The sequence below is a fragment of the Pseudoalteromonas sp. M8 genome (genome assembly GCF_018141365.1).
Classification (GTDB): Bacteria; Pseudomonadota; Gammaproteobacteria; order Enterobacterales; family Alteromonadaceae; genus Pseudoalteromonas.
Window position 1 is genome coordinate 1,110,657 of record NZ_CP047240.1, and the last position, 23,684, is coordinate 1,134,340.

Annotated in this window: 18 protein-coding genes, 4 tRNA genes and 1 pseudogene; 5 read left to right on the plus strand and 18 right to left on the minus strand. The window is 44.2% G+C overall.

The features are described 5' to 3' along the window. Positions 1-11: 11 nt before the first annotated feature. The 12 genes and pseudogenes from nth to GSF13_RS09805 form a co-directional block, all read right to left on the minus strand. On the minus strand, positions 12-644 hold the full coding sequence (gene nth, locus GSF13_RS09750; protein ID WP_211868054.1) for an endonuclease III: 633 nt from the start codon (positions 642-644) through the stop codon (positions 12-14). A gap of 99 nt (positions 645-743) precedes the next feature. Then, a complete protein-coding gene (locus GSF13_RS09755) occupies positions 744-1,442 on the minus strand; it encodes an electron transport complex subunit E (RefSeq protein ID WP_211868056.1) in 699 nt (232 codons plus the stop codon). Then, positions 1,439-2,080 (minus strand): electron transport complex subunit RsxG, encoded by a 642-nt coding sequence (rsxG, locus tag GSF13_RS09760; RefSeq protein ID WP_211868058.1) that lies wholly within the window; start codon positions 2,078-2,080, stop codon positions 1,439-1,441. The genes GSF13_RS09755 and rsxG overlap by 4 nt, the downstream gene beginning before the upstream one ends. After that, the gene (gene rsxD, locus GSF13_RS09765; protein WP_211868060.1) at positions 2,077-3,138 is read right to left on the minus strand and encodes an electron transport complex subunit RsxD; all 1,062 of its coding nucleotides are present in this window, start codon (positions 3,136-3,138) and stop codon (positions 2,077-2,079) included. The genes rsxG and rsxD overlap by 4 nt, the downstream gene beginning before the upstream one ends. Next, positions 3,135-5,836 (minus strand): annotated as a pseudogene (gene rsxC, locus GSF13_RS09770) (electron transport complex subunit RsxC). The gene rsxD and the pseudogene rsxC overlap by 4 nt, the downstream one beginning before the upstream one ends. 9 nt (positions 5,837-5,845) lie before the next feature. Then, positions 5,846-6,400 (minus strand): electron transport complex subunit RsxB, encoded by a 555-nt coding sequence (rsxB, locus tag GSF13_RS09775; protein ID WP_010370380.1) that lies wholly within the window; start codon positions 6,398-6,400, stop codon positions 5,846-5,848. 2 nt (positions 6,401-6,402) lie between these two features. Next, positions 6,403-6,984: an electron transport complex subunit RsxA gene (rsxA, locus tag GSF13_RS09780; RefSeq protein ID WP_010370383.1), complete on the minus strand. Its 582-nt coding sequence runs from the start codon at positions 6,982-6,984 to the stop codon at positions 6,403-6,405. 598 nt (positions 6,985-7,582) lie between these two features. Then, on the minus strand, positions 7,583-9,526 hold the full coding sequence (locus tag GSF13_RS09785; RefSeq protein ID WP_102056243.1) for a GGDEF domain-containing protein: 1,944 nt from the start codon (positions 9,524-9,526) through the stop codon (positions 7,583-7,585). Positions 9,527-9,713: 187 nt separating this feature from the next. After that, positions 9,714-9,790, minus strand: a tRNA-Asn gene (locus GSF13_RS09790). Between the two features lie 47 nt (positions 9,791-9,837). Beyond that, positions 9,838-9,914: transfer RNA gene (locus GSF13_RS09795), tRNA-Asn, on the minus strand. Positions 9,915-9,948: 34 nt separating this feature from the next. Continuing rightward, a tRNA-Asn gene (locus tag GSF13_RS09800) sits at positions 9,949-10,025 on the minus strand. Positions 10,026-10,044: 19 nt separating this feature from the next. Next, positions 10,045-10,121: transfer RNA gene (locus GSF13_RS09805), tRNA-Asn, on the minus strand. A 1,261-nt stretch (positions 10,122-11,382) separates the two neighbouring features. Between GSF13_RS09805 and GSF13_RS09810 the strand changes: the two genes are divergently transcribed. After that, positions 11,383-12,759: an MATE family efflux transporter gene (locus tag GSF13_RS09810; protein ID WP_211868062.1), complete on the plus strand. Its 1,377-nt coding sequence runs from the start codon at positions 11,383-11,385 to the stop codon at positions 12,757-12,759. Then, positions 12,759-14,762, plus strand: a complete 2,004-nt coding sequence (uvrB, locus tag GSF13_RS09815) for an excinuclease ABC subunit UvrB (RefSeq protein ID WP_010607369.1) — start codon at positions 12,759-12,761, stop codon at positions 14,760-14,762. The genes GSF13_RS09810 and uvrB overlap by 1 nt, the downstream gene beginning before the upstream one ends. 55 nt (positions 14,763-14,817) lie before the next feature. Here uvrB and GSF13_RS09820 read toward each other — a convergent pair whose 3' ends face one another. Beyond that, complete coding sequence (locus GSF13_RS09820; RefSeq protein WP_010607368.1) at positions 14,818-15,411, minus strand: porin family protein; 594 nt, start codon at positions 15,409-15,411, stop codon at positions 14,818-14,820. A 137-nt stretch (positions 15,412-15,548) separates the two neighbouring features. Continuing rightward, a complete protein-coding gene (locus GSF13_RS09825) occupies positions 15,549-15,920 on the minus strand; it encodes a hypothetical protein (RefSeq protein ID WP_211868064.1) in 372 nt (123 codons plus the stop codon). A gap of 261 nt (positions 15,921-16,181) precedes the next feature. Here GSF13_RS09825 and GSF13_RS09830 point away from each other — a divergent pair, with 261 nt between their 5' ends. Then, complete coding sequence (locus GSF13_RS09830) at positions 16,182-16,688, plus strand: winged helix-turn-helix domain-containing protein (RefSeq protein WP_211868066.1); 507 nt, start codon at positions 16,182-16,184, stop codon at positions 16,686-16,688. Between the two features lie 29 nt (positions 16,689-16,717). Further along, a complete protein-coding gene (locus tag GSF13_RS09835; protein WP_211868068.1) occupies positions 16,718-17,446 on the plus strand; it encodes a Sir2 family NAD-dependent protein deacetylase in 729 nt (242 codons plus the stop codon). A gap of 18 nt (positions 17,447-17,464) precedes the next feature. Here GSF13_RS09835 and GSF13_RS09840 read toward each other — a convergent pair whose 3' ends face one another. Continuing rightward, positions 17,465-18,124 carry a hypothetical protein gene (locus GSF13_RS09840; RefSeq protein WP_174170849.1) on the minus strand — a complete coding sequence of 220 codons (660 nt, stop codon included), beginning with the start codon at positions 18,122-18,124 and terminating at the stop codon, positions 17,465-17,467. A gap of 101 nt (positions 18,125-18,225) precedes the next feature. Here GSF13_RS09840 and GSF13_RS09845 point away from each other — a divergent pair, with 101 nt between their 5' ends. Continuing rightward, entirely contained in the window at positions 18,226-20,382 is a 2,157-nt protein-coding gene (locus GSF13_RS09845) for a tetratricopeptide repeat protein (RefSeq protein ID WP_211868070.1), read from the plus strand. Between the two features lie 386 nt (positions 20,383-20,768). Here GSF13_RS09845 and lnt read toward each other — a convergent pair whose 3' ends face one another. The 3 genes from lnt to ybeY are packed head-to-tail and all read right to left on the minus strand — an operon-like array spanning position 20,769 to position 23,683. Further along, positions 20,769-22,346 carry an apolipoprotein N-acyltransferase gene (lnt, locus tag GSF13_RS09850; RefSeq protein WP_010607362.1) on the minus strand — a complete coding sequence of 526 codons (1,578 nt, stop codon included), beginning with the start codon at positions 22,344-22,346 and terminating at the stop codon, positions 20,769-20,771. Then, a complete protein-coding gene (corC, locus tag GSF13_RS09855) occupies positions 22,324-23,202 on the minus strand; it encodes a CNNM family magnesium/cobalt transport protein CorC (RefSeq protein ID WP_010607361.1) in 879 nt (292 codons plus the stop codon). The genes lnt and corC overlap by 23 nt, the downstream gene beginning before the upstream one ends. Positions 23,203-23,224: 22 nt before the next feature. Then, a complete protein-coding gene (gene ybeY, locus GSF13_RS09860; RefSeq protein WP_010370421.1) occupies positions 23,225-23,683 on the minus strand; it encodes an rRNA maturation RNase YbeY in 459 nt (152 codons plus the stop codon). Position 23,684 lies beyond the last annotated feature (1 nt).

A 23,684-nucleotide genomic window follows, 5' to 3' on the forward strand; every position in this document is an offset into this window, starting at 1 on the left:
CACCTTAAATATTACTCAGTCTTCTCTTTAAACTCACACAAATCTTCAATCAAACAGCTGCCGCATTTAGGTTTACGCGCAGTACACACATAGCGGCCATGAAGGATTAGCCAGTGGTGGACATCTACCTTGAACTCTTTTGGTACAACCTTTTCTAGCTTTTGCTCGACAGCCACCACATCTTTACCCATGGCAAACTTGGTGCGGTTGGAGACGCGGAAGATATGGGTGTCTACGGCAATAGTCGGCCAGCCAAAAGCGCAGTTTAGTACCACGTTGGCGGTTTTACGACCAACGCCTGGCAGTGCCTCTAGCGCTTCACGGTTTTCAGGAACTTCGGAGCCGTGTTTGTCAACGAGGATCTGACACATTTTATAGACGTTATTGGCTTTTGAATTAAATAAACCAATGGTTTTGATATAGTCTCTTAAGCCCTCAAGGCCAAGCTCCAGAATTTTCTCAGGTGTGTTGGCAACAGGGAAGAGTTTGCGTGTCGCTTTGTTTACCCCAACATCAGTGGCTTGTGCTGAGAGGGTAACGGCAACTAAAAGCTCGAATGGTGACGAGTATTCTAGCTCAGTTTCAGGGTGCGGATTTTCGTCCCTGAGTCGCGTGAGTATTTCTATACGTTTTTGTTTATTCATAAGATTTACTTGCTAAATTCAATGACGGTAGCATGCGGTTATTTTCATTAAGCAGCGATAGTGACGGTATCGCTGCAAACTGGCTTTATTATTACCACATTAGTTTAAGTTAGTGACCCGTGCTCTTGGGCCTTTTACTTCTTCGGTTGTTGGCGCTGCTTTGGCTTTGAGCTGAGCGTCGATAATGTTTTTAGCGGCAATCAAAAAACCAAGGCCTAAAAAGGCGCCCGGTGGCAGGATTGCGACTAAAAATTGATGATCGAATGAGAAGATCTCAATACGCAAAACACTTGCCCAGTTGCCAAGGAGTAGCTCGGCACCATCAAATAGTGTTCCTTGACCAATGAGTTCACGCATTGCACCCAGTACAAATAGCACCAGTGCAAAACCCAGTCCCATCATTAAACCATCCCAAACCGATAACAGCGGACTATTCTTCGAAGCGAATGCCTCGGCACGACCAATAATGGCGCAGTTGGTCACGATCAACGGAATAAATATACCAAGGGATTGATACAGACCAAAGGTATAAGCGTTCATGAGTAGTTGAATAACCGTAACAAAGGCGGCGATGATCATCACAAACACGGGAATACGAATGTCTTTTGGCACCCAGTTTCTCACCACCGATACGGTAAAGTTAGAACCAACCAGTACCAGTAGTGTGGCGATACCAAGCCCTAATGCATTGGTTACCGTTGAAGTCACCGCAAGGAGCGGACATAGCCCTAAAAGCTGTACCAGTGCAGGGTTATTTTGCCATGTACCTTCTTGAAAGAGCGATTTAAACTGACTCATTGCGACACCTCGCAAGTATTAGGCGCGTTAAATAGCGCATCAAAATGCGTTTTGGCAAACCATGCGGCCTGATTTACCGAGGTTACCACGGCACGTGGGGTAATGGTTGCGCCAGTAAATGAATCAAATTGACCGCCGTCTTTTTTCACATTCATTTTAGGATCTGCTTCACCTTCACCTTCAACTTGAACACCGTTGAAAGTCGTTACCCAAGCCGATTTTGCCAGCTCGACCTTATCACCAAGGCCTGGGGTTTCTTCATGGCGCGTTACACGCACACCTGAGATCAGACCTTGTCTATCGATAGCGGTTAAGACATCAATATTGCCACTGTAGCCTTTGGGGGTGATGTGTCTCACTAACAGGGCTGAGGGTTCGCCATTGAGTCTGGCTCTGTAAATGGTGTGCGGGCCGCCAGGGCCGAGTTCTAGTGCGTTGCTGGTGGTGCAATCCAAATACAGTGTATTGTCGTACTTACCTGCTGCAATCACCTGAGAAAGCAGTTGCATCAGGTGCTGCTGCTCTTGGCTGGCAATTTTATCTTTGGTGAGGTCATTAATCAGTGCGACCGCCCCTGTTGTTGCCAGTGCAAATGCCGCGAGGATGAGGCCATTTTTCTGCATCGATTGAATTATCATGATTTTGCTCCATGACCATAAGTACGAGGCTGAGTGTAATGATCGATAAGTGGTACGGCCATATTCATGATCACAACTGCAAATGCAACGGCGTCTGGGTAACCACCAAATTGACGAATAACATAGACTGTTAAGCCGATTGCCGCGCCGTAAATCAGGCGACCTAAGTTAGTGGTAGAGGCCGACACCGGATCGGTGGCTATAAAAAAGGCACCAAGCATAGCGCCGCCACTTAACAAATGGAATAGGGTGCCCGGCTCTGATTCAGGGGCAATGATATAGCCAATTGCGCTAGCAAGGCCAAGACTGGCAATAAAGGCTACAGGAATATGCCAGTTGATCACTTTGGCTTTTAGCAGATAAAGACCACCTAGCAAAAAGGCCAGGTTAACATATTGCCAACCAAGTCCCGCAAGTGCTCCAAAACCCTGCTTACTCATCGCCTCATTAACGGTTAAGCCTTGCGAGACTGCGGTTTTTACCGAGTCTAATGGCGTGGCACCAGTCGCACCGTCAATCACCCCTGCACGCCATACGTCAAGTGAGACACCTTGGCTGGTGGACTCGGTAAAGATCATCGCGAGTTGGTCGACAAAGCTTAGCGACTCTAGCGTGAGCGCTTGAATAGGTGACCATGAAGTCATTTGTACAGGGAAGGAGATCAGCAATAATACATAGGCCGCCATGGCCGGGTTGAAAAGGTTAAAGCCTAGGCCACCGTATAGCTGTTTTACAATTGCGATGGCAAAAAATGCGCCAATGACAGTTATCCACCAAGGGGCTAGTGGCGGAATACTGATGGCCAGTAGCACAGCAGTGAGCCAAGCACTACCGTCGCTGAGGCTGTGCCATATCGCTCGACCTCTTAGCTTTAGCACTAGCGCTTCAGCAAGGCTTGCGGTAATAAGCGCCAAAGCCAACTGGATCAATACACCAAAACCAAAATAGTAGGTTTGGACTAAGATCCCGGGAATACAGGCTGCCATGACGGTCATCATGATTTTGTTGACTGATTTATGGCTATGATTGTGCGGGGATGAGGCCATGGTTAGTTTCATGACGGTTCATTTCCTTCTTGTTCTTTCGCTTGCTTCTTCGCTTTTGCTCTCGCAATTGCGGCTTTAACGGCGGCTTTTTTACGTGCTTCAGGGCTGGCTTGTTGCTGCTCAGATGTGCCCTCAGCACCTTGCTCTGTACCGCTGGAGTCTGTTTCTGATCCCGCCGTTGGCTCATTTGCTTCTTTGCCTTGCTCACTCACGCTTTCGCCAGCTTCTTGTGCCTCTTTAGCGGCTTTTTTGGCCTTAGCTCTGGCAATTGCGGCGGCAACGGCAGCTTTACGTGGATCTTCGTCAGCACTTTCCGTTGAGGCGGCTTCTGCTTGTTCGCTCACGCTTGCGCCAGCTTCTTCAGCCTCTTTAGCTGCTTTCTTGGCCTTAGCTCTGGCAATTGCGGCAGCAACGGCGGCTTTACGTGGATCTTCCTCAGCGCTTTCCGTTGGAGCAGCTTCTGCTTGTTCGACTGTGCTCTCGCCAGCTTCTTCAGCCTCTTTAGCTGCTTTCTTGGCCTTAGCTCTGGCAATTGCGGCAGCAACGGCGGCTTTACGTGGATCTTCCTCAGCGCTTTCCGTTGGAGCAGCTTCTGCTTGTTCGACTGTGCTCTCGCCAGCTTCTTCAGCCTCTTTAGCTGCTTTCTTGGCCTTAGCTCTAGCGATTGCGGCAGCAACGGCGGCTTTACGTGGATCTTCGTCAGCGTTATCGGTTTGAGCACTGTGTGAAGCTTCAGCTTGCTCGCTTATGCTTTCACCTGCTTCTTCCGCTTCTTTAGCGGCTTTCTTGGCCTTAGCTCTGGCAATTGCGGCGGCAACGGCGGCCTTTTTATCGCTTGGCGCTGCATTGGCTTCAGGTTCAGCTGTGTCTTCTGCGGCTGCTTTTTTGGCTTTGGCCCGGGCGATTGCAGCAGCTACGGCTGCCTTTTTATCGTCTGTTGCTGCTGGCTCAGACTCAGGTGACGCTTGGGCTGCGGCCTTTTTCGCCTTTGCACGGGCAATGGCGGCGGCTACTGCATCTTTTTTATCTGTGCTTTCAGGCTGATCAGTTTTTTCTTCTTTATATTTACGCGCCTGCGCTTTGCGTTTTGCACGCTCTTCAGCAATGGCGCTGTTATCCGGCTCTAATTCGCCATTCTCACCTCGTTTGGCTTTGGCGCGTGCAATCGCAGCTTGGACCGCGGATTTATCTGACAGCTTATCTTTAACGCGTGAGAGTGCTTCTTGTACTTTTTCTTTATCTGCGGCTTTTGGTGCAGCGCCCGCCGAACGGCGTTTATGTTTATTTTGGCGTTCTTCTTGTTCGCGCTCTAAGCGCTCTTTTCTTGCCTCAAAACGCTCTTTAGCACGCTCTGCTTTGACTTGTTCGAGCTTTTGTTCGCGAATATCGGCTTTGGCTACACGATAGTATTGCACCAAGGGAATTTCGCTCGGGCAAACATAAGAGCACGCACCACATTCGATACAGTCAAAGAGGTTGTATTCCTCTAACTTTTGGTACTCTTTGCCTTTAGCAAACCATTGTAACTGCTGTGGTAATAAGCTTTGAGGGCAGGCATCTGCACAGGCACTACAGCGAATACATGCCTTTTCGTCCCCGGGATCGCAAGTTCTTGGTTGTCTGGCGCGAGTATACAGTTGGTGGTTTTGACCACTGGGATCCTAACCGATGGCAAGGTAAAGCCCATCATTGGACCGCCCATGACTACGCGCTGCGCCTCTACTGGTGAAAAGCCTTGTGAGTCTAGCAGGTGCTTTATTTCAGTGCCGAGTAAAGCCCACACGTTGCTTGGCTGAGTAATGGTATTACCGGTCACGGTAACTACACGCTCAATAAGTGGTTTACCCTCAAAAATGGCTTGCCAAATTGCGAACAGTGTTCCAACGTTCTGCACTAGAACGCCGATATCCGCTGGTATTCCAGCACTTGGTACTTCTTTGGAAGTTAATAGCTTGACCAGTTGCTTTTCACCACCTGAGGGGTATTTGGTTGGCACACTACGGACTAAGATATCCTGATTATGCTGAGCCGCTGCGGTGATCGCCACAATGGCTTCTGGTTTATTATCTTCAATGCCAAACAACACTTTTTGTGGCTTCAATATACCTTGTAGCACTTCGACGCCTGCGATGATTTCTTTGGCGTGCTCACGCATCAAACGATCATCGGCTGTAATATATGGTTCGCACTCAATGCCATTGACGACTAAAAACTCAATGGGCTTTGGGCTGTCTGCTTTGACATAGGTTGGGAATCCCGCACCGCCCATACCGGCAATACCAGCTTGGTGGATAATATCGATAAGCTGTTTGTTATCCAGCGTGCTAATGTCGCTAATTGGGTTCAGTGGTGTCCACTTATCTTCACCGTCTGGGCGCAAAATAATACTGAGCTCAGGTAGCGCGGATGGATGCGCCGACGGCATCGGTTTTATCGCTTCAATGGTGCCAGATGTGGGGGCGTGAATGGGCAGCGACCAGTTCGTGCCTGGAGCCGTCAATGCTTGACCCTTAAGGACGTGATCGCCAGAGTTAACTAACAGGCTACCATTGGCACCAATGTGCTGCTTTAGTGGCAGGATTAGTTTATCAGGCAAAGGTAAACGAGCAATCGGTTGTTGGTTGGATAATGTCTTTTGCTCTGGTGGATGGATGCCACCTGGGAACTGCCACAGTTTTCCGCTTTCTATTTGTTCAAGTAATGTTTCCACTTAAACCTCTTAATCAATCTGTGTCACAGGAATGGCGTCTAGCTGCCACTTCCACGTTTGCTTGGTCTGTGCAACCGGGATCATATCAATACAATCGACCGGGCAGGGCTCGACACACAGATCGCAGCCTGTGCACTCGTCGATGAGCACGGTGTGCATTTGTCTGGTTGCACCAACGATAGCATCCACGGGGCAAGCTTGAATGCATTTGGTACAGCCAATACATTCGTCTTCACGAATGTAAGCCACTTTCTTGACCGGCTCTGCGTCTTCTCCGCCAGCCAGTGGCTTTGCTTCTACGCCCATTAAGTCCGCCAGTTTTTTCACTGTAGCTTCACCGCCGGGAGGGCATTTATTTACATCATCGCCATTCGCAATCGCTTCAGCGTAAGGTCGACAGCCGGGATAGCCACACTGGCCGCATTGAGTTTGTGGCAGAATAGCGTCTATTTGTTCAACAATTGGGTTGCTTTCAACTCGGTATTTCACTGCTGCATAGCCAAGCACAATACCAAAAATAAGCGCCAGCGCACCCAGTGCAAGTAATGCGTAAAGTAATGTCATATCTAAAACTTAACCAATCCAGAAAAGCCCATAAACGCAAGCGACATAAGTCCTGCGGTGATCATCGCTATCGATGCGCCTTTAAAGGGTGTCGGCACGTCAGCGACAGCCAAACGCTCACGCAAAGCGGCGAATAGCACCAAAACCATAGAAAAGCCAACCGCAGCGCCAAAACCATAGACTGCAGACTCTAAAAAGGTGTGGTCTTTTTTGATATTAAGTAGTGCGACGCCTAGTACAGCGCAGTTGGTGGTGATCAAAGGTAAGAAAATTCCCAGTAACCGATACAAGGTTGGACTGGTTTTACGTACCACCATCTCTGTAAATTGCACAACCACAGCGATAACCAAAATAAAGCTCATCGTTCTTAAAAAAGTGAGATCGAGCGGCAATAAAATATACTGATTGACCAAATAGCTGGTGACTGAGGCTAGCGTAAGAACAAAGGTGGTCGCTAACGACATTCCCACTGCGGTATCCAATTTTCCAGATACCCCCATAAATGGACATAAGCCCAAAAATTGGACTAAAACGAAGTTATTCACCAGCACGGTGCCAATGAGCAACAAAATGTATTCGGTCATTCCTGCCTCTATAACTTATTCACTTTATGCGGGTTTTCCCGTCAAATCGAGGTGATAGTTAACTGTATTAAAGAACTTACTAGGTGCAAGTTTTGACTGGGTTTAATTCTGCTAAAAATACTTTTTAGTAGAATTAAACCGATAGCACCGTTCCGCTTTGAATTTTTTAAGTGAAAACATGTGCTTTGCTATCATTTAAGCTAGCCTCTCAAATAGTGTGAGGCTGTAGCTTGTCATGTAATGCTGACAGTTTTCATTCAGTTATTAGCAAGTAATCCTAATTCAGAGTTTGCTTATCAGGCTAAATATATGATTTTTTAGCAATAAAATCATGGTGATAGAGTGATTTTATTGCTAGATATTGGATTACCGCTAGCGCCGAAATAATCTTCAAGCTTATCTTTGTGAACTTCTTAAGATCCCATGGACAAACTTGAATGATAATTCCTGCCAATAGTAACACAGATTGTAACTGGTGTGGCAAATGATAGTGTGCGAAAGTCAGCGTAATGGCAGCGGGAAAGTGAGGGGTAAAGAAGCTGCCCTTAGAGCTTTTTGTGAGCTTGGATAATAGGTGAATTATCCAAGCTCTGGTTACTTAGATTTCTTTCGGCTTTTCGATGTAATAGCCTTGTACACCGTCCAAACAAAGCGTTTCGACTATGTGTTTCTCTTCTTGGCTCTCGATACCTTCGGCAAATACGTTGACACCGATACGGTGCGCAAGGTCAACCATTAAGCGCATAAAATATTGATTATTCTTGTCTTCTTCAAGACCACGAGTATAGCTTGCATCCATTTTGATATAGTCAGGCTTTAAGTCTCTAAAAAACTTAAACGACGTTAAACCCACACCAAAACGCTCAACGGTGATACGAGCGCCGGCACGATGCACCATATCAATAAAGCGCTTACTGGCTTTAATATTTTGCTGTAAGCCAAACTCGCTAACTTCAAATACCAGTTTAGAGGCGAGATTGGTTTCTTTTAACAAACGACGCTCTAACCAGATCACAAATTGATCGTTATGAGCGCTCGATGCGGTGACATTGATCCCAAAATACTTTTCATTAAAGTTACGCGTTTTGATAAGTTCTAGCGAGGTGTCGATGATCAGCTGATCAATCTCGATGGCCATTTCCAGCTTTTCCGCCATGGCAAGGAAAGAAGCCGTTGGTAGCATCTGTCCTTCTTCAGTTTTGAAGCGAGACTGGATCTCAGCATAGGCCTTAGAATTTTTACCAATTGGCATGATATTTTGCATCATCAAGCTAACACGTTTGCTGTTGATCACATCGCGGATCACGCGACGCCAGTTTTGGTTGCCAAATCCAGCACTAACGTTATTCACTAGGTCAGATTCACGCTGAATATGCCAAGCATTGGCTTGCTTGCTTTGTGCCATACTCATGGCATTATCAACAACCGAGAGTAGCTCTCCAAGTGGTTTACCGTTCTCGTAAGGTACAATCCCAGTGTTTGCAACCGATGATAGCTCTTGGTTTTGCTGGAACTGAGTAAAACGCGCTTGCAGTGTTTCACCAAACTCTTCAGCTTCTTTACTTGGCACATTGGGTAAGATCACTGCAAAATCGGAACTATTTAAACGGAACACCTGGCTGCCGGCATAAGTACCGGTGACGTGCTTGATGATATCCGATACCGACTTAATGTATTCATCGCCTTTTTGATAACCACGAGTTTGGTTAATGACCTGCAATTCAGAACAGCGGATCATCGCCAACGAGCCAAATGCCTTTTTAGCTGATGACTCGATATACTGCTCGTAATGTTCAACGAACATATTGCGGTTGCCAAGATCTGTGACTACATCTTTATACGCTTCTTGCTTGATAGTGTGAGCGGCATTTTTAATGTCTTCTTGCTTTGACTTTAAAAAGCTAGCTAATCGTTTAAAAGAGGGGACTAAATCATGCCCGAGTTCTGCGACCTTACCATCATTAAAATCAAACTCAATATTGTCGGTAACTTGGTTTTGTGTGATGTATGAATCTACCGCACTGGCCACGGTCATACTGACGTTGCGATTGAGCTTCTTATAGACGCCTTGCATAAAGAAAACAGGAATAAAGGCAACTAACGCTGAAATAACGATAAGTAGCAGTAGGGCTTGTTGTAGTAATTGCGCCTGACTTTGTGCATTGATCAAGAATTCAATTTTGATGTCTTTGGTATCGTTAACAGCAAATTGGGGGCGAATAGCATTGATATTTGATTCTATGAGTTCGGCGATAAAGGGGAGGTTGCTTGGTGTGTTGACTTGCAAAACAGTTTGGCCGTCAAAGTCTCGTACGATAAAAGTTGAGAAAACATCCCCGCTATTTAAGGCCTGACGGATATGTTCAGGAGTAACTTCAGTGAGTTTCTTATCCTTTATATACTCTGTCACCATGGTATGGGCACTTTGTTGTGCTTTGTTGATTGCAGAGTCAAAACTTGTTGCGAAAAAAAAGCTACCAATCAAGGAGAATAATAGCCAAGAGGTGACTTGGAGTACGATAAGTTTTTTAAAACCAGCCATAGTACGCTTCTTAAAGAGAGTTATTCCATAGTATCGGGTGCATTGCCAATTTCTTTATCAAATTCATCGGTTTGATTTTTGTCTGGTCGATAAATTGCAGAGAAGGTTGTTATTTGGGCAAATGCAGTGAGAATATTGCTTGTAGAGTAGTGTAAATGCTGGAAAAAGTCTAATGCTTTCGTGGAATTGGCTCCCCCTCCCCGACTCGAACGGGGGACCTGCGGATTAACAGTCCGTCGCTCTAACCAACTGAGCTAAGGGGGAACAATTTGGAACTTTAGGAATGCTCTTTTGAGCACTATCTTATTGATTGGCTCCCCCTCCCCGACTCGAACGGGGGACCTGCGGATTAACAGTCCGTCGCTCTAACCAACTGAGCTAAGGGGGAACTACAATAAAATGTTGACTTTCCGGTGAAGGAGTGGCTCCCCCTCCCCGACTCGAACGGGGGACCTGCGGATTAACAGTCCGTCGCTCTAACCAACTGAGCTAAGGGGGAATAGTCAAGTGTGAGAATTTGGCTCCCCCTCCCCGACTCGAACGGGGGACCTGCGGATTAACAGTCCGTCGCTCTAACCAACTGAGCTAAGGGGGAAGCGTATCTCTCAACGGGGCGAAATATTAATGACGACATTGCAAGGTGTCAACCACTAAAATCACAGAAACGTAAAAAACTCTACTAAGCGATGAATTAATGCGCTATTTGTTGGCTTTTTAGCTTGTTTAGTATTATTGATATAGGTCCTGTTGACCTTTGCTGTTTGATTTTTGTTCCCCTGAGTGGGTTTTGAGCGCGGCGCTCGACTTGCCGCCTAGTAATCTAAGCAAAAGTTGAGTGATAGGTAATTTATCATCGTTAATATAATGACTCTTAGTGAGTTTCGGTTTCAAAAGCCTCATATCATGAAGAGCTGCAAAATATGAAATAGAAGCTGTTGTATAAAATTCCTAAATCATCATGTAGGGGGATGTCGAATAAAATTAACATATACAGTGTTTACTGTTTATCTATACAGTGATATATTCTGTTTAATGTATTTTTTGAACGTTTTGTTTGAATTATATCCCTAACTGCTCATTTTATGATGTTTTCTTGAGATCTTTAAATCATTGCAATTGTCACGTGAATGAGATCAATGAGGGTGAATAGTGTGATATTGATAATCTCTATTTAAACGCGGTGTAGCAAACAGTAAGTAGTTACTATCGTCAAAGTGAGAATCAATAAATTAATAAAAAATTCAATTAAAACAGTTGTATATGTGATCCTCGTTATTTTTAGTAGCTAGATGCTTTTTACTTCCAGAAGCAAGGTTAGCCTAGAGATCTAAATTGATCCAGTTGTTGTTTTAAGAATGATCACACTAAACTCGCCGTTGATCAAAATTACTCCAAGCTGAAAACCTTTATTCTATTGGCTTGGAGCGACTTATCCACGGAATCTGTGGATAACATTGTTTATTATTATTTGAGAAGTATTGCAAGACTATGAAATTAGGGCGCTGCAGCCGTTTCAAGTAAAATTCGATAAAAATTTAATTTCAACAATATCAATAGGTTATATTTGATTGGTTATTTTTGTTTATTTGTTGCTCAGTGTGAAGCTTTTATGAACTTTTTACCTTTTTGGTTGTGCAAAAAACATGCTACTTTGCAAGCGAGGTTGTAACTTTTTTGTCAAAACTTACTGAATCGTTATTTTCAACACTAAACCTTAATCCTGTGACGTAACACAAGCTTTTTATAGGTAACTGTTGCTAATTTAGACTTTATAACGACTCTTAACGTTTCCCGCATAGCGTCAACATCTTGAATAGCATACAATGAGCCGCTTAAAGTATCAGAAATAGGTTGTTATGACTCAAGCTAAGTCAAATTCCAATGGCAACGATATCCTTTTTGGTGATATTGGGGCGACTTTAAAGCGAATGACGATCCCCATGATATTCGGGATGATCACGCTGATGATGTTTAATCTCGTTGATACTTTCTTTATTAGTATGCTTGGCACCGAGCCGCTCGCAGCAATCAGCTTCACCTTTCCAGTTACCTTTACTGTAATTAGCTTAGCCATCGGGCTAGGTATTGGCACATCCGCCGTTATCGCGAAGGCTTTGGGTAGCAATTTGCTCGACGAAGCTAAGTTTGATGCCGCAGTGGCTATTATTATCTCTGCCATTTTTGTTTCGCTGCTTTCTATTCTTGGTTTTATTTTTGTCGATGAGATCTTTATTCTCCTCGGGGCAGGTGAAGCGGTTATGCCATTTATACACGACTATATGTCCGTGTGGTTCATTGGCTCGATTTTATTGATAACGCCGATGATTGGTAATTCAGTGCTGCGTGCCAGTGGTGATACCAAAACGCCAAGTTTAGTCATGGGACTCGGGGGATTAGTAAATGCGGTGCTGGACCCGATATTAATCTTCGGATTTGGGCCAATTGATGCAATGGGTGTAAAAGGGGCAGCAGTGGCCAGTGTGTTATCTTGGAGTCTTGGGGTAACTATTATTTTATATTTGCTGATAGTTAAAAAACGTCTTATCTCACTGTCTGCAAAATACACCAGCTTCACAAATGCGGCAAAAAAAATTCTCACCATCGGCCTGCCTGCAGCTGGCGCAAATATGCTGACGCCGTTGGCAATGGCGGTAATGACCGCACTTATTGCCAGTTATGGACCAGAAGCTGTGGCCGCATTTGGCGTTGGGAGTCGTATCGAGTCTATCGCAAGTCTCGTGGTTTTGGCGCTTTCTATGACTTTGCCTCCTTTTGTAAGTCAGAACTTTGGTGCAAAACAATACCAGCGTGTGTCTGATGCCTATACCCAAACACTTAAATTTGTGCTTGCTTTTCAATTTGCGGTCTATCTATTACTGGTATTGAGCGCTTACTACATCAGTCATACTTTTGGTAATGAACCTGCTGTCGTTGAAACCATACAGTTATTTATTTATATCATGCCGCTAGGATACGGCCTTCAAGGCGTGATCATATTAACCAATTCGTCATTTAATGCGTTGCATAAACCGATGAATGCGCTCATTCTAAGTGTGATCCGGTTGTTCATATTTTATGTACCTATTGCTTATATAGGCTCACAGTTGGCAGGATTACCAGGGCTATTTGCAGGCGCTGCTTTGGGGAATTTATTTACCGCAGCCATAGCCTTCAATTGGTTTAAGAAAGTAATTAATGAAATTGCAGCAAGCGAGGTTCAAAAGGAGGCGTAATGGAAGATAAGTTTCAGCTAGTTTCTGAGTTTCAGCCAAACGGAGATCAACCAACTGCGATTGCTCAGCTGTGTGATGGTTTAGAATCGGGCCTTGCACATCAAACCTTGCTGGGGGCTACGGGGACAGGTAAAACCTTTACCATGGCCAACATCATTAATAATCTTAACCGTCCTACAATCATTATGGCGCATAACAAAACACTAGCGGCGCAATTGTACGGCGAAATGAAAGAGTTTTTCCCTCATAATGCGGTTGAGTATTTCGTCTCTTATTATGACTATTATCAACCCGAAGCCTATGTCGTTGCCAGCGACACTTTCATTGAGAAAGACGCGTCTATCAATGATCACATTGAGCAAATGCGTTTATCTGCGACCAAAGCTTTGCTTGAGCGCAGAGACACTATCATCGTCGCCTCCGTTTCAGCGATTTACGGCCTTGGCGATCCCGACTCTTATATGAAGATGATGCTGTTGCTGAAAGTCGGTGAAACTATCGATCAGCGCGACATGTTAAGGCGTTTGGCAGAACTACAATACACGCGTAATGACATGGATTTTAGCCGTGGTACCTATCGAGTTCGCGGTGAAGTTATTGATATTTTTCCTGCCGAATCGGAAACCATTGCGGTACGGGTTGAGATGTTTGACGATGAGATAGAGCGGATCAGTTTGTTTGATCCCTTGACTGGTGCCGTTGAGAAACACCTAGTTCGCGCAACTATCTATCCAAAAACCCACTATGTGACGCCAAGAGAAAAGATCCTTGATGCCATTGAGCGTATCAAGGTGGAATTAAAAGACCGCCGTACTCAATTATTGGATAAAAATCGCCTAGTCGAAGAGCAGCGCATTGCTCAACGTACACAGTACGACATTGAAATGATGACCGAGCTTGGCTATTGCTCTGGTATTGAGAATTACAGCCGATATTTATCGGGACGTGCACCTGGCGAGCCACCACCAACTTTGTTAGATTATTTGCCGGATGATGCGCTTATGATCATCGACGAGTCTCACGTTACTGTTTCGCAGGTGGGGGCGATGTACAAAGGCGATCGCAGTCGTAAAGAAAACTTGGTTGAATATGGTTTTAGATTACCGTCTGCGCTAGATAATAGGCCACTAAAGTTTGAAGAGTTCGAAGCGATTTCGCCGCAAACTATTTATGTTTCGGCGACTCCTGGTGATTATGAATTGAACAAATCTGCGGGTGATGTTGCCGAGCAAGTGATCCGTCCAACAGGGCTATTAGATCCAGAAGTAGAAGTGCGTCCAGTTGCAACTCAAGTTGACGATTTGCTCTCTGAGATCTACAAACGGGTGGAAGTGAATGAGCGTGTACTGGTTACTACGCTAACAAAACGCATGTCAGAAGATCTGACCGATTATCTTAACGATCATAATGTTAAGGTACGTTACTTACACTCTGACATCGATACCGTTGAACGTATGGAGATCATTAGAGACCTGCGCAAAGGTGTCTTTGATGTACTCGTTGGCATTAACTTGTTACGAGAGGGCTTGGATATGCCCGAAGTTTCTTTGGTTGCCATTCTTGATGCTGATAAAGAAGGCTTTTTACGCTCGACGCGCTCTCTTATTCAGACAATTGGCCGCGCGGCACGTCACTTACATGGTAAAGCGATTTTATATGGTGATAGGGTGACGAACTCAATGCGCCAAGCTATAGATGAAACGCAAAGACGTAGAGAAAAGCAAGAGGCGTACAATGAGGCCAATGGCATTACCCCAACGGCACTCAATAAGAAGATCACGGATGTGATGGATCTCGGTGAGGAAGTGGCTGATGACAAAGTGGTTGATATCGATGCCAAATTTAAACCAGGTATGCCAGCAATGGATGCGAAAGAGATCGCTAAAGAAATAGACCGACTCGAAGCACAAATGATGAAGTTTGCTAAAGAGCTTGAGTTTGAAAAAGCAGCTCAAGCGCGCGATCAAGTTCAAATCTTACAAAAGCGTTTGATTAAAGCCTAGGTTTTAAAGAATAAAAAAGCATGTGAGACTCACATGCTTTTTTATTGGTTGGGTATTAGAAGCGGTAGCTGACACCTAGAGATAGGCTCGATGTATCCAAGTCACCCATATCAAGGTACTTATAGCCAAGGTTAACTGCCATGCCGTTATCCCAGTCATATTGCCAACCCGCTTCAGCGACAAAACCGATGCCATCGTCGGTAACTAATTTAGTGCGGCCACGAGTGATTTCGTAATCGTAGTAGTTCGCACCTAATTTGCCGTAAAAATAGCTGTTGTCAGAAATTTGATAGTAGCCTTTTGCGGCAACAACAAAGTTATCAAATTCTAAATTGTTAGCGCCAAGGCCAAACAAAGTTTTGTTGTTTTGCGTACAGGTAAACTTGCGATCATTTTCGTCCTCACACTTCCAATCATCTAAGTCTTCACCGCTGTTATAACCTAATTCAAGCGCCAAAATTGGCGTAAAGTGATAGTTGTAATACAGGTATGCTTGGCCTACACCATCACCATCTTTGCTTGAGCTTTTATAAGAAGCGCCGCCGCCAGAGATGTCTAAACCAACGCGATGCGTCTCGTTATTTTGTTCTGCAAAAGACGATAAACTTGTTGTGAGTAATGCAAGAGATAAAAGCGCTTTAATTTTCATAATCAATGTCCGTTGTGGTTAACTTGAGGACAGTATAAATAGCGGGGGTGTCAAGGTCTGTTGGGGGGCTGTCATAAAGTGTAAGAAGGCGTCTAGTTTGGTTCTCTTTATTTTACAAATATAAATAGTTGCACTTGCTAAGTACTTTTAGCTGCCGTAGATTTTGCAATGAGCGTTTGGTATTTTAGTATGGTTGTCAATGTCAAAATCGCAGCAATAAGCCCACTCCATATGTGATGCATGATCAAGTGACTTGCAATGAACATAGGTACGTCTTGCCAGCCATCAATAAACAAAAGTTTACCCAATAACAACAAGTAACCGAGCAGGTGCGAGAAGGTCACAAACTTAAAGGATTTAATAAATTCGCTTTTTGCATTGGTTGAGAGGGTGGGTATATTGAGATGTAGCGCGAGAATAAAGATTGTTGAGAGCACAATACTGACAAGTCCCAGCCCGAGTAATGAGGTTTTTATCAACACGATGGAGTAGATAAAAGCAAGTAACATGAGTCAGCCTAACAATTACAGAAAATGCAGTTTATATATGCTTAGGTTTTGAGTCTATTCGAATTATTCTAAGGATTAGGTAGTGATTTTCTGAGTGATCGCTCTATACTAAAGCCGATTTTATCAATAGTTTGTAAACCGATGTAACATTGCCCTATATTTTCGCGGCATGTTTCGTTATAAATGCAATGTTAAGTTGTAGTAAATTCGAATAAAACAATAACTATTACAGTAATTAAGACCAAGTTGGGAACTAGGGAAATGAAATTCGCTTTTAAGGATTTTTTGTTTGATAGCAAAGAACTGAAGCTTTATAAAGACGACAGAAAGCTCAATTTAAAACAAAAACCTGCTCAGATATTGGAGCTATTTTTATCTGCTCCTCAAACCATCCACAGTAAAGAAGACATCTTAGAGAAGGTATGGCCAGATAGAAAAGTAACCGATCAGGTCGTATTTCAAAATATTGGCCATTTACGTGCTTTGTTTGGTGATGATGCCATCAAAACCTTTTCACGAAAAGGGTATCAATGGCAGATCCCTTGTACGGCCTTTGAAGGGACTGCGGAAGCTCAGGCTTCACCTCAGACTACTCCCCATGAGTCGACTAAACCGGATGTAAAAACGGTGGAAGAAGAAACAGTAGTGACTGAATCACCTTCTGAAGTGTTCGAAAGACCAGAATCTATTGGTCGCAAACTGCCTATGTTTGGGCTTGCGGGTGCACTTGTGTTGCTAGCCTTGGGTATCTACTTTACGTTATCGTGAGTCAAATTTACTTGAGTTGAGGTTGTGTCATGTTGCAAACGTTGTATATCACAGGTGCAGGGGTGAGTGCCGAAAGTGGTATTCCAACTTTTCGGGGAGAGGATGGCTTTTGGACGATAGGTTCGGCTAATTACACTCCTCAAGAAATGGCAACGCGCGCAATGTATAAATCGCAACCGGCAGAATTCTTAAAATGGTACTACCATCGTTTTGTGGCTTACCGTAATCACGGCCCCAATCAGGTTCATCAATGGCTTAGTGATAAAAATGTGATCACGCAAAATATCGACGGTTTAGATGGTAAAGCGGGAAATAATCATTTTATTGCGATCCATGGACGCGTTGATCAGGTGACTCCCTTTCATACCCAAGGTGAGCCCACAGCGTGTTTTACTGCCCCTTGGGATGAGGTAGACGAAAGTCGATTGGCCGAGTCGTTGTTAGCACTTTTCAAGATCGCGCGACAAGGCCCAGAAAAAGGCGTGTCACTTAAACCCTATGTATTGTTATTCGACGAATACTACACCGATCTGTATCGTATTAGCGAAGCACAGTCACGAATGTATGCTGCGGATAGAATCATTTTTATGGGCACTTCCTTTAGTGTCAATATCACTCAAATGGCCTTGGAAATAGCAAGGCACAAAGCAATTCCAATTGAAGTGGTTGACCCAAACCCAGCGCACTTACTTTACAAACAAGTCACCTATCACCGCATGACAGCAAGTGAATACATCGCCAGTTTGCCTGCCTCTTAATTTAAAGCCTGAGGAAAGTTAGCCTGCATTGCTTTGATAGTAAGTGGCTAGCAGAAATTGTTTATATTCACTGAGCCGGTGTTGTTGTTGGAGGTGTGATTCAATCACTTTAGCGTTGTGGGGTTCCACTGCGCTTATATGTCGCCTTTCGATTTCCATCAAGCCAAGTAACGCACTTAATTCTTGAATGCTCAGTGGCGCAGTATGGCTATTAAAAGCTAAGTAGCATTCTAGAGGTGTTAACTTTTTTGCATTTCTTTGACTCAGCGCATTTTGAAGTAGCTCTTTGCTTTCAAAGTGCAATAAGGTCCTAAGGTAATTTAGACCGTTATCTTTCGCGGACATTTGCGATAAAAGGATATGTAGTATGTTATTTCCTTGCGGGTTAAGGTTATTGATTTGCTCAGCTTGGATCAATGGTGTTGAAAAAAAGGCAAACTTCTCCAAGGAGTTAATCGCAGCTATCATCGCCTCTGGAAAGCGTGCTGCTTGTAAGCAAACACTCGCTATATCTTGATAGTGGCCATAGAGTACAGTGTTACTCTGCGCACTTTGAAAAAGAAACTTGAGGACCTCAATCTGCTCGTCTCTGGTCACCTGTGCATACACGGCTTTTATTTTTTCTATATCCGCGCTTTTTAACGCTAACAAAAACTGAGTTAGACAATTATTCGACATACATAGAACCACAATTTATTATTTAATGCTCACGCAATATGATAGCCTATTCGCCTGCTGTTTTGCTCAATTTATAATGATAATAAAAAAGAGACGATAACGTGTTGCACTTTAAGATAATCCTGCTTACTTGTTGCCTACTACTAAGCCCACTAGTTCACGCTAGTGAGCGTTTATATGATGCTTTTATAAAAGAAATTCAGCAACAAGAAACACGTGATAGCGCGCTTCAAAAAGTCGACCAAGTATTAGAGTCAGGCTTAACGCCGGAAGAAATTGCAGACGTTCACCATAAGACCACGGTTGCATTAAAAAACGGTTTCCAGCTCGAAGAAGCATATAAATGGGCGGAGCGCTTTAAACAGGTATTACTCTCGCATCATTTACCCGAATATGAAGCTAAATACTCTTTAACGTATGGTGACCTCATGCTCAAAGAGGGGAGATTTAGCGACGCGATTAGTTATTTAAACCTAGCCGTATCTCAGCTATCTGCGCTTGATATGCATCGATTGTTAAGCCACGCTTATCGCTTTCGGGCTGCTGCTTACAAAAGCAATGGCAGTTATAAAGACTCGATAGAGAGTTATGAACTCTCAATTGAAGTGGCAAAGAAGTATGAACTCCCAGATTTGCAAGTGTCTGCGATTACTCAGTTAGCAGATGTTTACTCGGATCTTTCATTACCGGACAAGGCACTTGAATTACTGCAGCAATCGATAGCTGTACTAAAAAGCCAAAAACAGGAAAATACTGTTTTACTTGGACAAGTTTACTATAACCTAGGTGGTGCACATCAAGTGATTGGCGACCATGAAAAGTCGCTTGAAGCCTATCAAACCGCATATGACTATGACATTAAAGCGGGCAATGTCGTTTATTCAGCTTACACGTTGATCCGCATTGGTCGTGAACAAATGAAACTCAGCCAATATGACAATGCACAAGCGTCATTTGAAAAAGCATTTACGATTTTCGAGGAGAATGACCATACCAGAAATCAGGGCTGGGCCCTGAGCAATTTGGCTGAAGTTAAATTAAAAGCAAATGAAAAAGCTAAGGCTCAAGAGTATGTTGAACAGGCGCTAGAGTTAATTGATCCGGTACAAAGTAAAGTGCTTTATCAAGAGACGATGACTACCTATGCGCAAATTGTTTTACCTGAACGAGCTGATTTTTTTATTCAAAGTATGGAGCAAATTATTGCTCAAGATGAGGTTTATCTTGGCCTCAAGGAAACCGCATTACGAGTGTTAAAGGACGCCTACAGCGCGAAAGGTGATTTTGAGTCTGCGCTTAATTATCACTTACAATATGCGGAATCTAAGGTTTCTCAGCTTGAAAAAGAAGCCAGTCAAAAAGCCTTGGCCTATCAGATGGATACCGAGTACCAGAAAAATCAATATGAGCTACAAAGTCTAAAAACACAGCGTGATGTAGAGCTGGCCGAACAGCGCGTAGAACAAATAGTAACGGCAGCAGTGGTGGGAGTTTTGGTCGTTCTACTGAGCGCATTTTTACTACTTGCGAGAAACAAACGTCGCTCACTGGAACTCGAGAAGCAGCTTCTCAACAAAACCTTGGACTTAAAGCAGCAACTACTTGCAGATATTTCTCATGAATTAAGAACACCACTTACCGTACTTAAGCTACATATTGAATCTCTTGAACATAATTTGGTGGAAAATCCAAAGCAGAGCTACAAAGTGCTTAACCGCCGTCTTGATACTCTTAACACATTAATTAAAGATATCTACGAACTCGCGCAGGCAGATACCGGCAGCCTTAACTTGGCGTTAGAGCGCGTCAATGCCAAACAAGCCTTTATTGGTCTTGTTGAAGATATTGATGACTTTGTGACGGATGAAGGGCTTGAGTTTAATGCCCATATTGAACTACCTGATGAGCTAGAAATCGACATTGACGTAACTCGGTTCGCTCAGGTATTTAATAACTTGGCTCGTAATAGTGTGAATTATACTGACAAGCCGGGAGAAGTCTGTGTGGATATTAGCTATCAAAGCCAGCAGATCCAATGTGTTATTGAAGATTCAAGCCCAGGTGTGGGCGATGAAGCTTTAGGGAGATTGTTTGAACGTTTGTTCCGCTGTGATAAATCACGTAGCCGAGATCTTGGTGGCTCCGGCTTAGGTTTATCTATTTGTCAAAAACTGGTTGAATTGCACGGTGGCAGCATTGCCGTTGCGCATAGCGAATTAGGTGGGTTGAAAGTGAGTGTTATTATACCTTGCGAGTAATAACACAAACCTGCTTTTAGCTGAGGTAATATATTCAGTGCGATTTCACATTGTGATATAGCAAAAGCTCGCCGCGTAAAGCGGCTCTGGCCAGAGTTATATATTGCATGTAGGAGCGATTTTACATCGCGATATGGCATTAGATATCGCCGCGTAAAGCGGCTCCTACGAGACGTTATATATTTTGTGTAGGAGTGATTTCACATCACGATATGGCATTAGATATCGCCGCGTAAAGCGGCTCCCACCAGACGTTATATATTACGTGTAGGAGCGATTTCACATCGCGATATGGTATTAGATATCGCCGCGTAAAGCGGCTCCCACCAGAGGTTATTTATTGTATGTAGGTACGATTTTACATCGCGACAGGTACAACACCGCAACTACAAAAAGTTGCGTTCAAATCGCTTAAGCACTATGGACTTTGCCTTTGCGGCGGTGAGTATCAGCAAAATAAAAGCGACAATAAACCAGATGGGGCGATTACCATGCTCTGCATACCAGCTCACTCCACTAATGAGTTTTACATCACTTTTCAGTATATTGGCTTCGAATTGTGGAATGGCATGCTGAACTTTGCTAAGTGGATCGTAAACACCAGTGATACCATTATTCGTTACTCGAATTAATGGGCGCTGTAATTCTAAGGCACGCATGCGAGCGATCTGCATATGCTGATGCGGGCCGTGGGAATCTCCAAACCAAGCGTCGTTGCTCACAGTAAAAAGAATATCTGACTCAGAGGTAAAGTTACCTCTGACAAGCTCGCTAAACGCGATTTCGTAGCAAATAGCGGGTAACACATGCAAGCCATTTGCAAGTAGGTTTGGTTGTACCGCATCACCTCGAGTAAATGACGACATCGCTAAGTTAAAAAGAGGCGCAATAGGACGCAATAGGTCTTCGAACGGCACAAACTCACCAATAGGCAACAATTGGTGCTTCTGGTAGCGGTTTTTGTGCAGATAGTGATATTGCCCTTCGCTATCTTCTTTTTCTTTTTTACCAAGCGTGATCAGCGTGTTGTACGCGGTTCTGGTATCAAACTGATAATCGGGAATACCCGTTATTAGCGCCGTGCCATTAAACGCGGCGGCTTTGTCCAGCCCTTCTAAAAATGGGTAGGCGATATCTTCAAATTCTGGAATAGCCGCTTCTGGCCACACCACTAAATCAACGCCTTGCCAGTTAGGTCTGGTCATATCTCGATATTTAGACATGGTAGGCCAAAACTGTTCAGGCTCCCAGCGCAGACTCTGTTTGATATTACCTTGTACAAGTAAGGTGGTAATTTCATCACCCGAGTATTTCAGTGGGCCTTGAATGATTGGCACACTGTATAGACCGGCAATGCCAGCAAAGCTGACTATGGTGAGATAAATCGCACGTTGTTTAAGTAGATAGTAAAGGCTGGTTGTCGCTAAAATAACTAACAATGTTAAGCCAAATTCACCGATCCAAGGGGCTAAACTGCCCAATGGCGAGTCAGTTAATGTGTAACCGAAGCTAAGCCAAGGGAAGCCCGTGAGCATATGGCCTCGCAGCCACTCGGTAATGGCAAAACCCGCAACAAGTGCCAGCACCCGTTGCCAAGGTGTGCGAGTAAAGTAGCTGGCAAAAGCAAATGCCAATGTCGGGTAGATGGCAAGATAAGCACATAGTAATGCCATCAACAGCACTGAGACAGGTAAGGGTAAACCACCAAATTCAGCGATAGAGACATGCACCCAGCTTATGCCAAGGGCAAACCAGCCAAAGCCAAATAAAAAGCCATATTTAGCCGCGAGCTTTGGACTGGGTTTATCGGTAAGCCAAGTCGCTATAATCAAGCTGACAAACGCGATGGGCCAAAAACCAAAAGGGGAATAAGCAAAAGTAAGTGCACAGCCAGAAATGAGTGCCAGCCATGCAAACTTATCTTTTGCGAGGTTACTCAGGTTAGATACTAGAGTCTTCAACATGTTCAGATTTAGGTACACTTACTTGAATTTGTAAGATCCTCCGGTTATCGGAGTTAGTTACCTTAAACTGAAGGGGATCTATGTCTATGGTTTCACCACGGCTTGGCATATGGCCAAATGCATGAAGAATAATACCGCCAATGGTATCGGCTTCTTGGGTGTCGTAGTTGGTTTTGAAAAATTCGTTAAATTCATCCAAGGGCGTGAGTGCTTGCACGGTATAAACATGTTTAGACAGCTGACGAATATCTTGTTGTTCTTCGTCGTCATCATGTTCATCTTCGATTTCACCAACAATGGTTTCGAGAATATCTTCGATAGTAACCAGTCCAGATACACCGCCGTATTCATCAATCACGATAGCCATATGGTAACGTTTTTGACGGAATTCGTTGAGCAGGGTATCGACACGCTTACTTTCAGGCACGACCACAGCGGGACGAAGATATTCGCGGATACTTGGCAAATCGCGCTCTTCGCGCAAAATCAAAGGTAAGAGATCTTTGGCAAGTAAGATGCCTTCTACGTGGTCTTTGTCTTCACAAATCACAGGAAAACGCGAGTGTGAAGATTCTACCATCATAGGGAGTTGAGCACTGAGCGGCTCATCTACATCAAGTGTAATCATTTGCGAACGTGGGATCATGATGTCACGTACTTTCAGCTCTGAAACGCTGAGTACACCTTCCATCATGTCTTTGGTTTCTGGGTCAATCAGCTGGCGCTCTTGCGCATCAGCGATGACTTCAGCCAATTCTTCTTTATTTTGGGGTTCCCCTTGCAGCATCTGTGTGATGCGTCCCAGCCAGGTCTTGCTAGAAGAACCCTGACTACTTTGCGAGTTATCGTCGCTCATTAGTTGTGTCTGCTCCGTTAATTTAACAATCGTCTCTGTAAGGATCTGCGATATTCAAAGAAGCGAGAATTTGCTTCTCTATTGTTTCCATTTCTACCGCGTCTTGTTCATTTATATGGTCAAATCCAAGTAAATGCAAGCAACCATGGATAACCATATGGGCGAAGTGGTCATGAAAGGTCTTTTCTTGCTCTATGGATTCTTGGTATACCACTTGGGGACAGATAATTAAATCACCAATAAGTGGCAACTCAATCCCCGGTGGCGCATCAAATGGGAAAGACAACACGTTGGTTGGCTTGTCTTTGCCCCTGTACTGGCTATTGAGCTCTTGGCTTTCGTGCTCGTCAGCGATGCGAATCGTTAATTCCGCTTCTTCGCGAAATTGCGTTAATGCATGTTCTGCCCATAATTGAAATTGTGCTTCGGATGGCAAGTTTTCAAACTCACAAGCCAATTGCAAATCTAGCATTAAGTCCATG

What these genes read in the sequence shown, in the direction of transcription:
- nth (WP_211868054.1), bottom strand. Translation starts at nt 644, where the DNA reads ATGAATAAACAAAAACGTATAGAAATACTCACGCGACTCAGGGACGAA.
- GSF13_RS09755 (WP_211868056.1), bottom strand. Translation starts at nt 1,442, where the DNA reads ATGAGTCAGTTTAAATCGCTCTTTCAAGAAGGTACATGGCAAAATAAC.
- rsxG (WP_211868058.1), bottom strand. Translation starts at nt 2,080, where the DNA reads ATGATAATTCAATCGATGCAGAAAAATGGCCTCATCCTCGCGGCATTT.
- rsxD (WP_211868060.1), bottom strand. Translation starts at nt 3,138, where the DNA reads ATGAAACTAACCATGGCCTCATCCCCGCACAATCATAGCCATAAATCA.
- rsxB (WP_010370380.1), bottom strand. Translation starts at nt 6,400, where the DNA reads ATGACATTACTTTACGCATTACTTGCACTGGGTGCGCTGGCGCTTATT.
- rsxA (WP_010370383.1), bottom strand. Translation starts at nt 6,984, where the DNA reads ATGACCGAATACATTTTGTTGCTCATTGGCACCGTGCTGGTGAATAAC.
- GSF13_RS09785 (WP_102056243.1), bottom strand. Translation starts at nt 9,526, where the DNA reads ATGGCTGGTTTTAAAAAACTTATCGTACTCCAAGTCACCTCTTGGCTA.
- GSF13_RS09810 (WP_211868062.1), top strand. Translation starts at nt 11,383, where the DNA reads ATGACTCAAGCTAAGTCAAATTCCAATGGCAACGATATCCTTTTTGGT.
- uvrB (WP_010607369.1), top strand. Translation starts at nt 12,759, where the DNA reads ATGGAAGATAAGTTTCAGCTAGTTTCTGAGTTTCAGCCAAACGGAGAT.
- GSF13_RS09820 (WP_010607368.1), bottom strand. Translation starts at nt 15,411, where the DNA reads ATGAAAATTAAAGCGCTTTTATCTCTTGCATTACTCACAACAAGTTTA.
- GSF13_RS09825 (WP_211868064.1), bottom strand. Translation starts at nt 15,920, where the DNA reads ATGTTACTTGCTTTTATCTACTCCATCGTGTTGATAAAAACCTCATTA.
- GSF13_RS09830 (WP_211868066.1), top strand. Translation starts at nt 16,182, where the DNA reads ATGAAATTCGCTTTTAAGGATTTTTTGTTTGATAGCAAAGAACTGAAG.
- GSF13_RS09835 (WP_211868068.1), top strand. Translation starts at nt 16,718, where the DNA reads ATGTTGCAAACGTTGTATATCACAGGTGCAGGGGTGAGTGCCGAAAGT.
- GSF13_RS09840 (WP_174170849.1), bottom strand. Translation starts at nt 18,124, where the DNA reads ATGTCGAATAATTGTCTAACTCAGTTTTTGTTAGCGTTAAAAAGCGCG.
- lnt (WP_010607362.1), bottom strand. Translation starts at nt 22,346, where the DNA reads ATGTTGAAGACTCTAGTATCTAACCTGAGTAACCTCGCAAAAGATAAG.
- corC (WP_010607361.1), bottom strand. Translation starts at nt 23,202, where the DNA reads ATGAGCGACGATAACTCGCAAAGTAGTCAGGGTTCTTCTAGCAAGACC.
- ybeY (WP_010370421.1), bottom strand. Translation starts at nt 23,683, where the DNA reads ATGGACTTAATGCTAGATTTGCAATTGGCTTGTGAGTTTGAAAACTTG.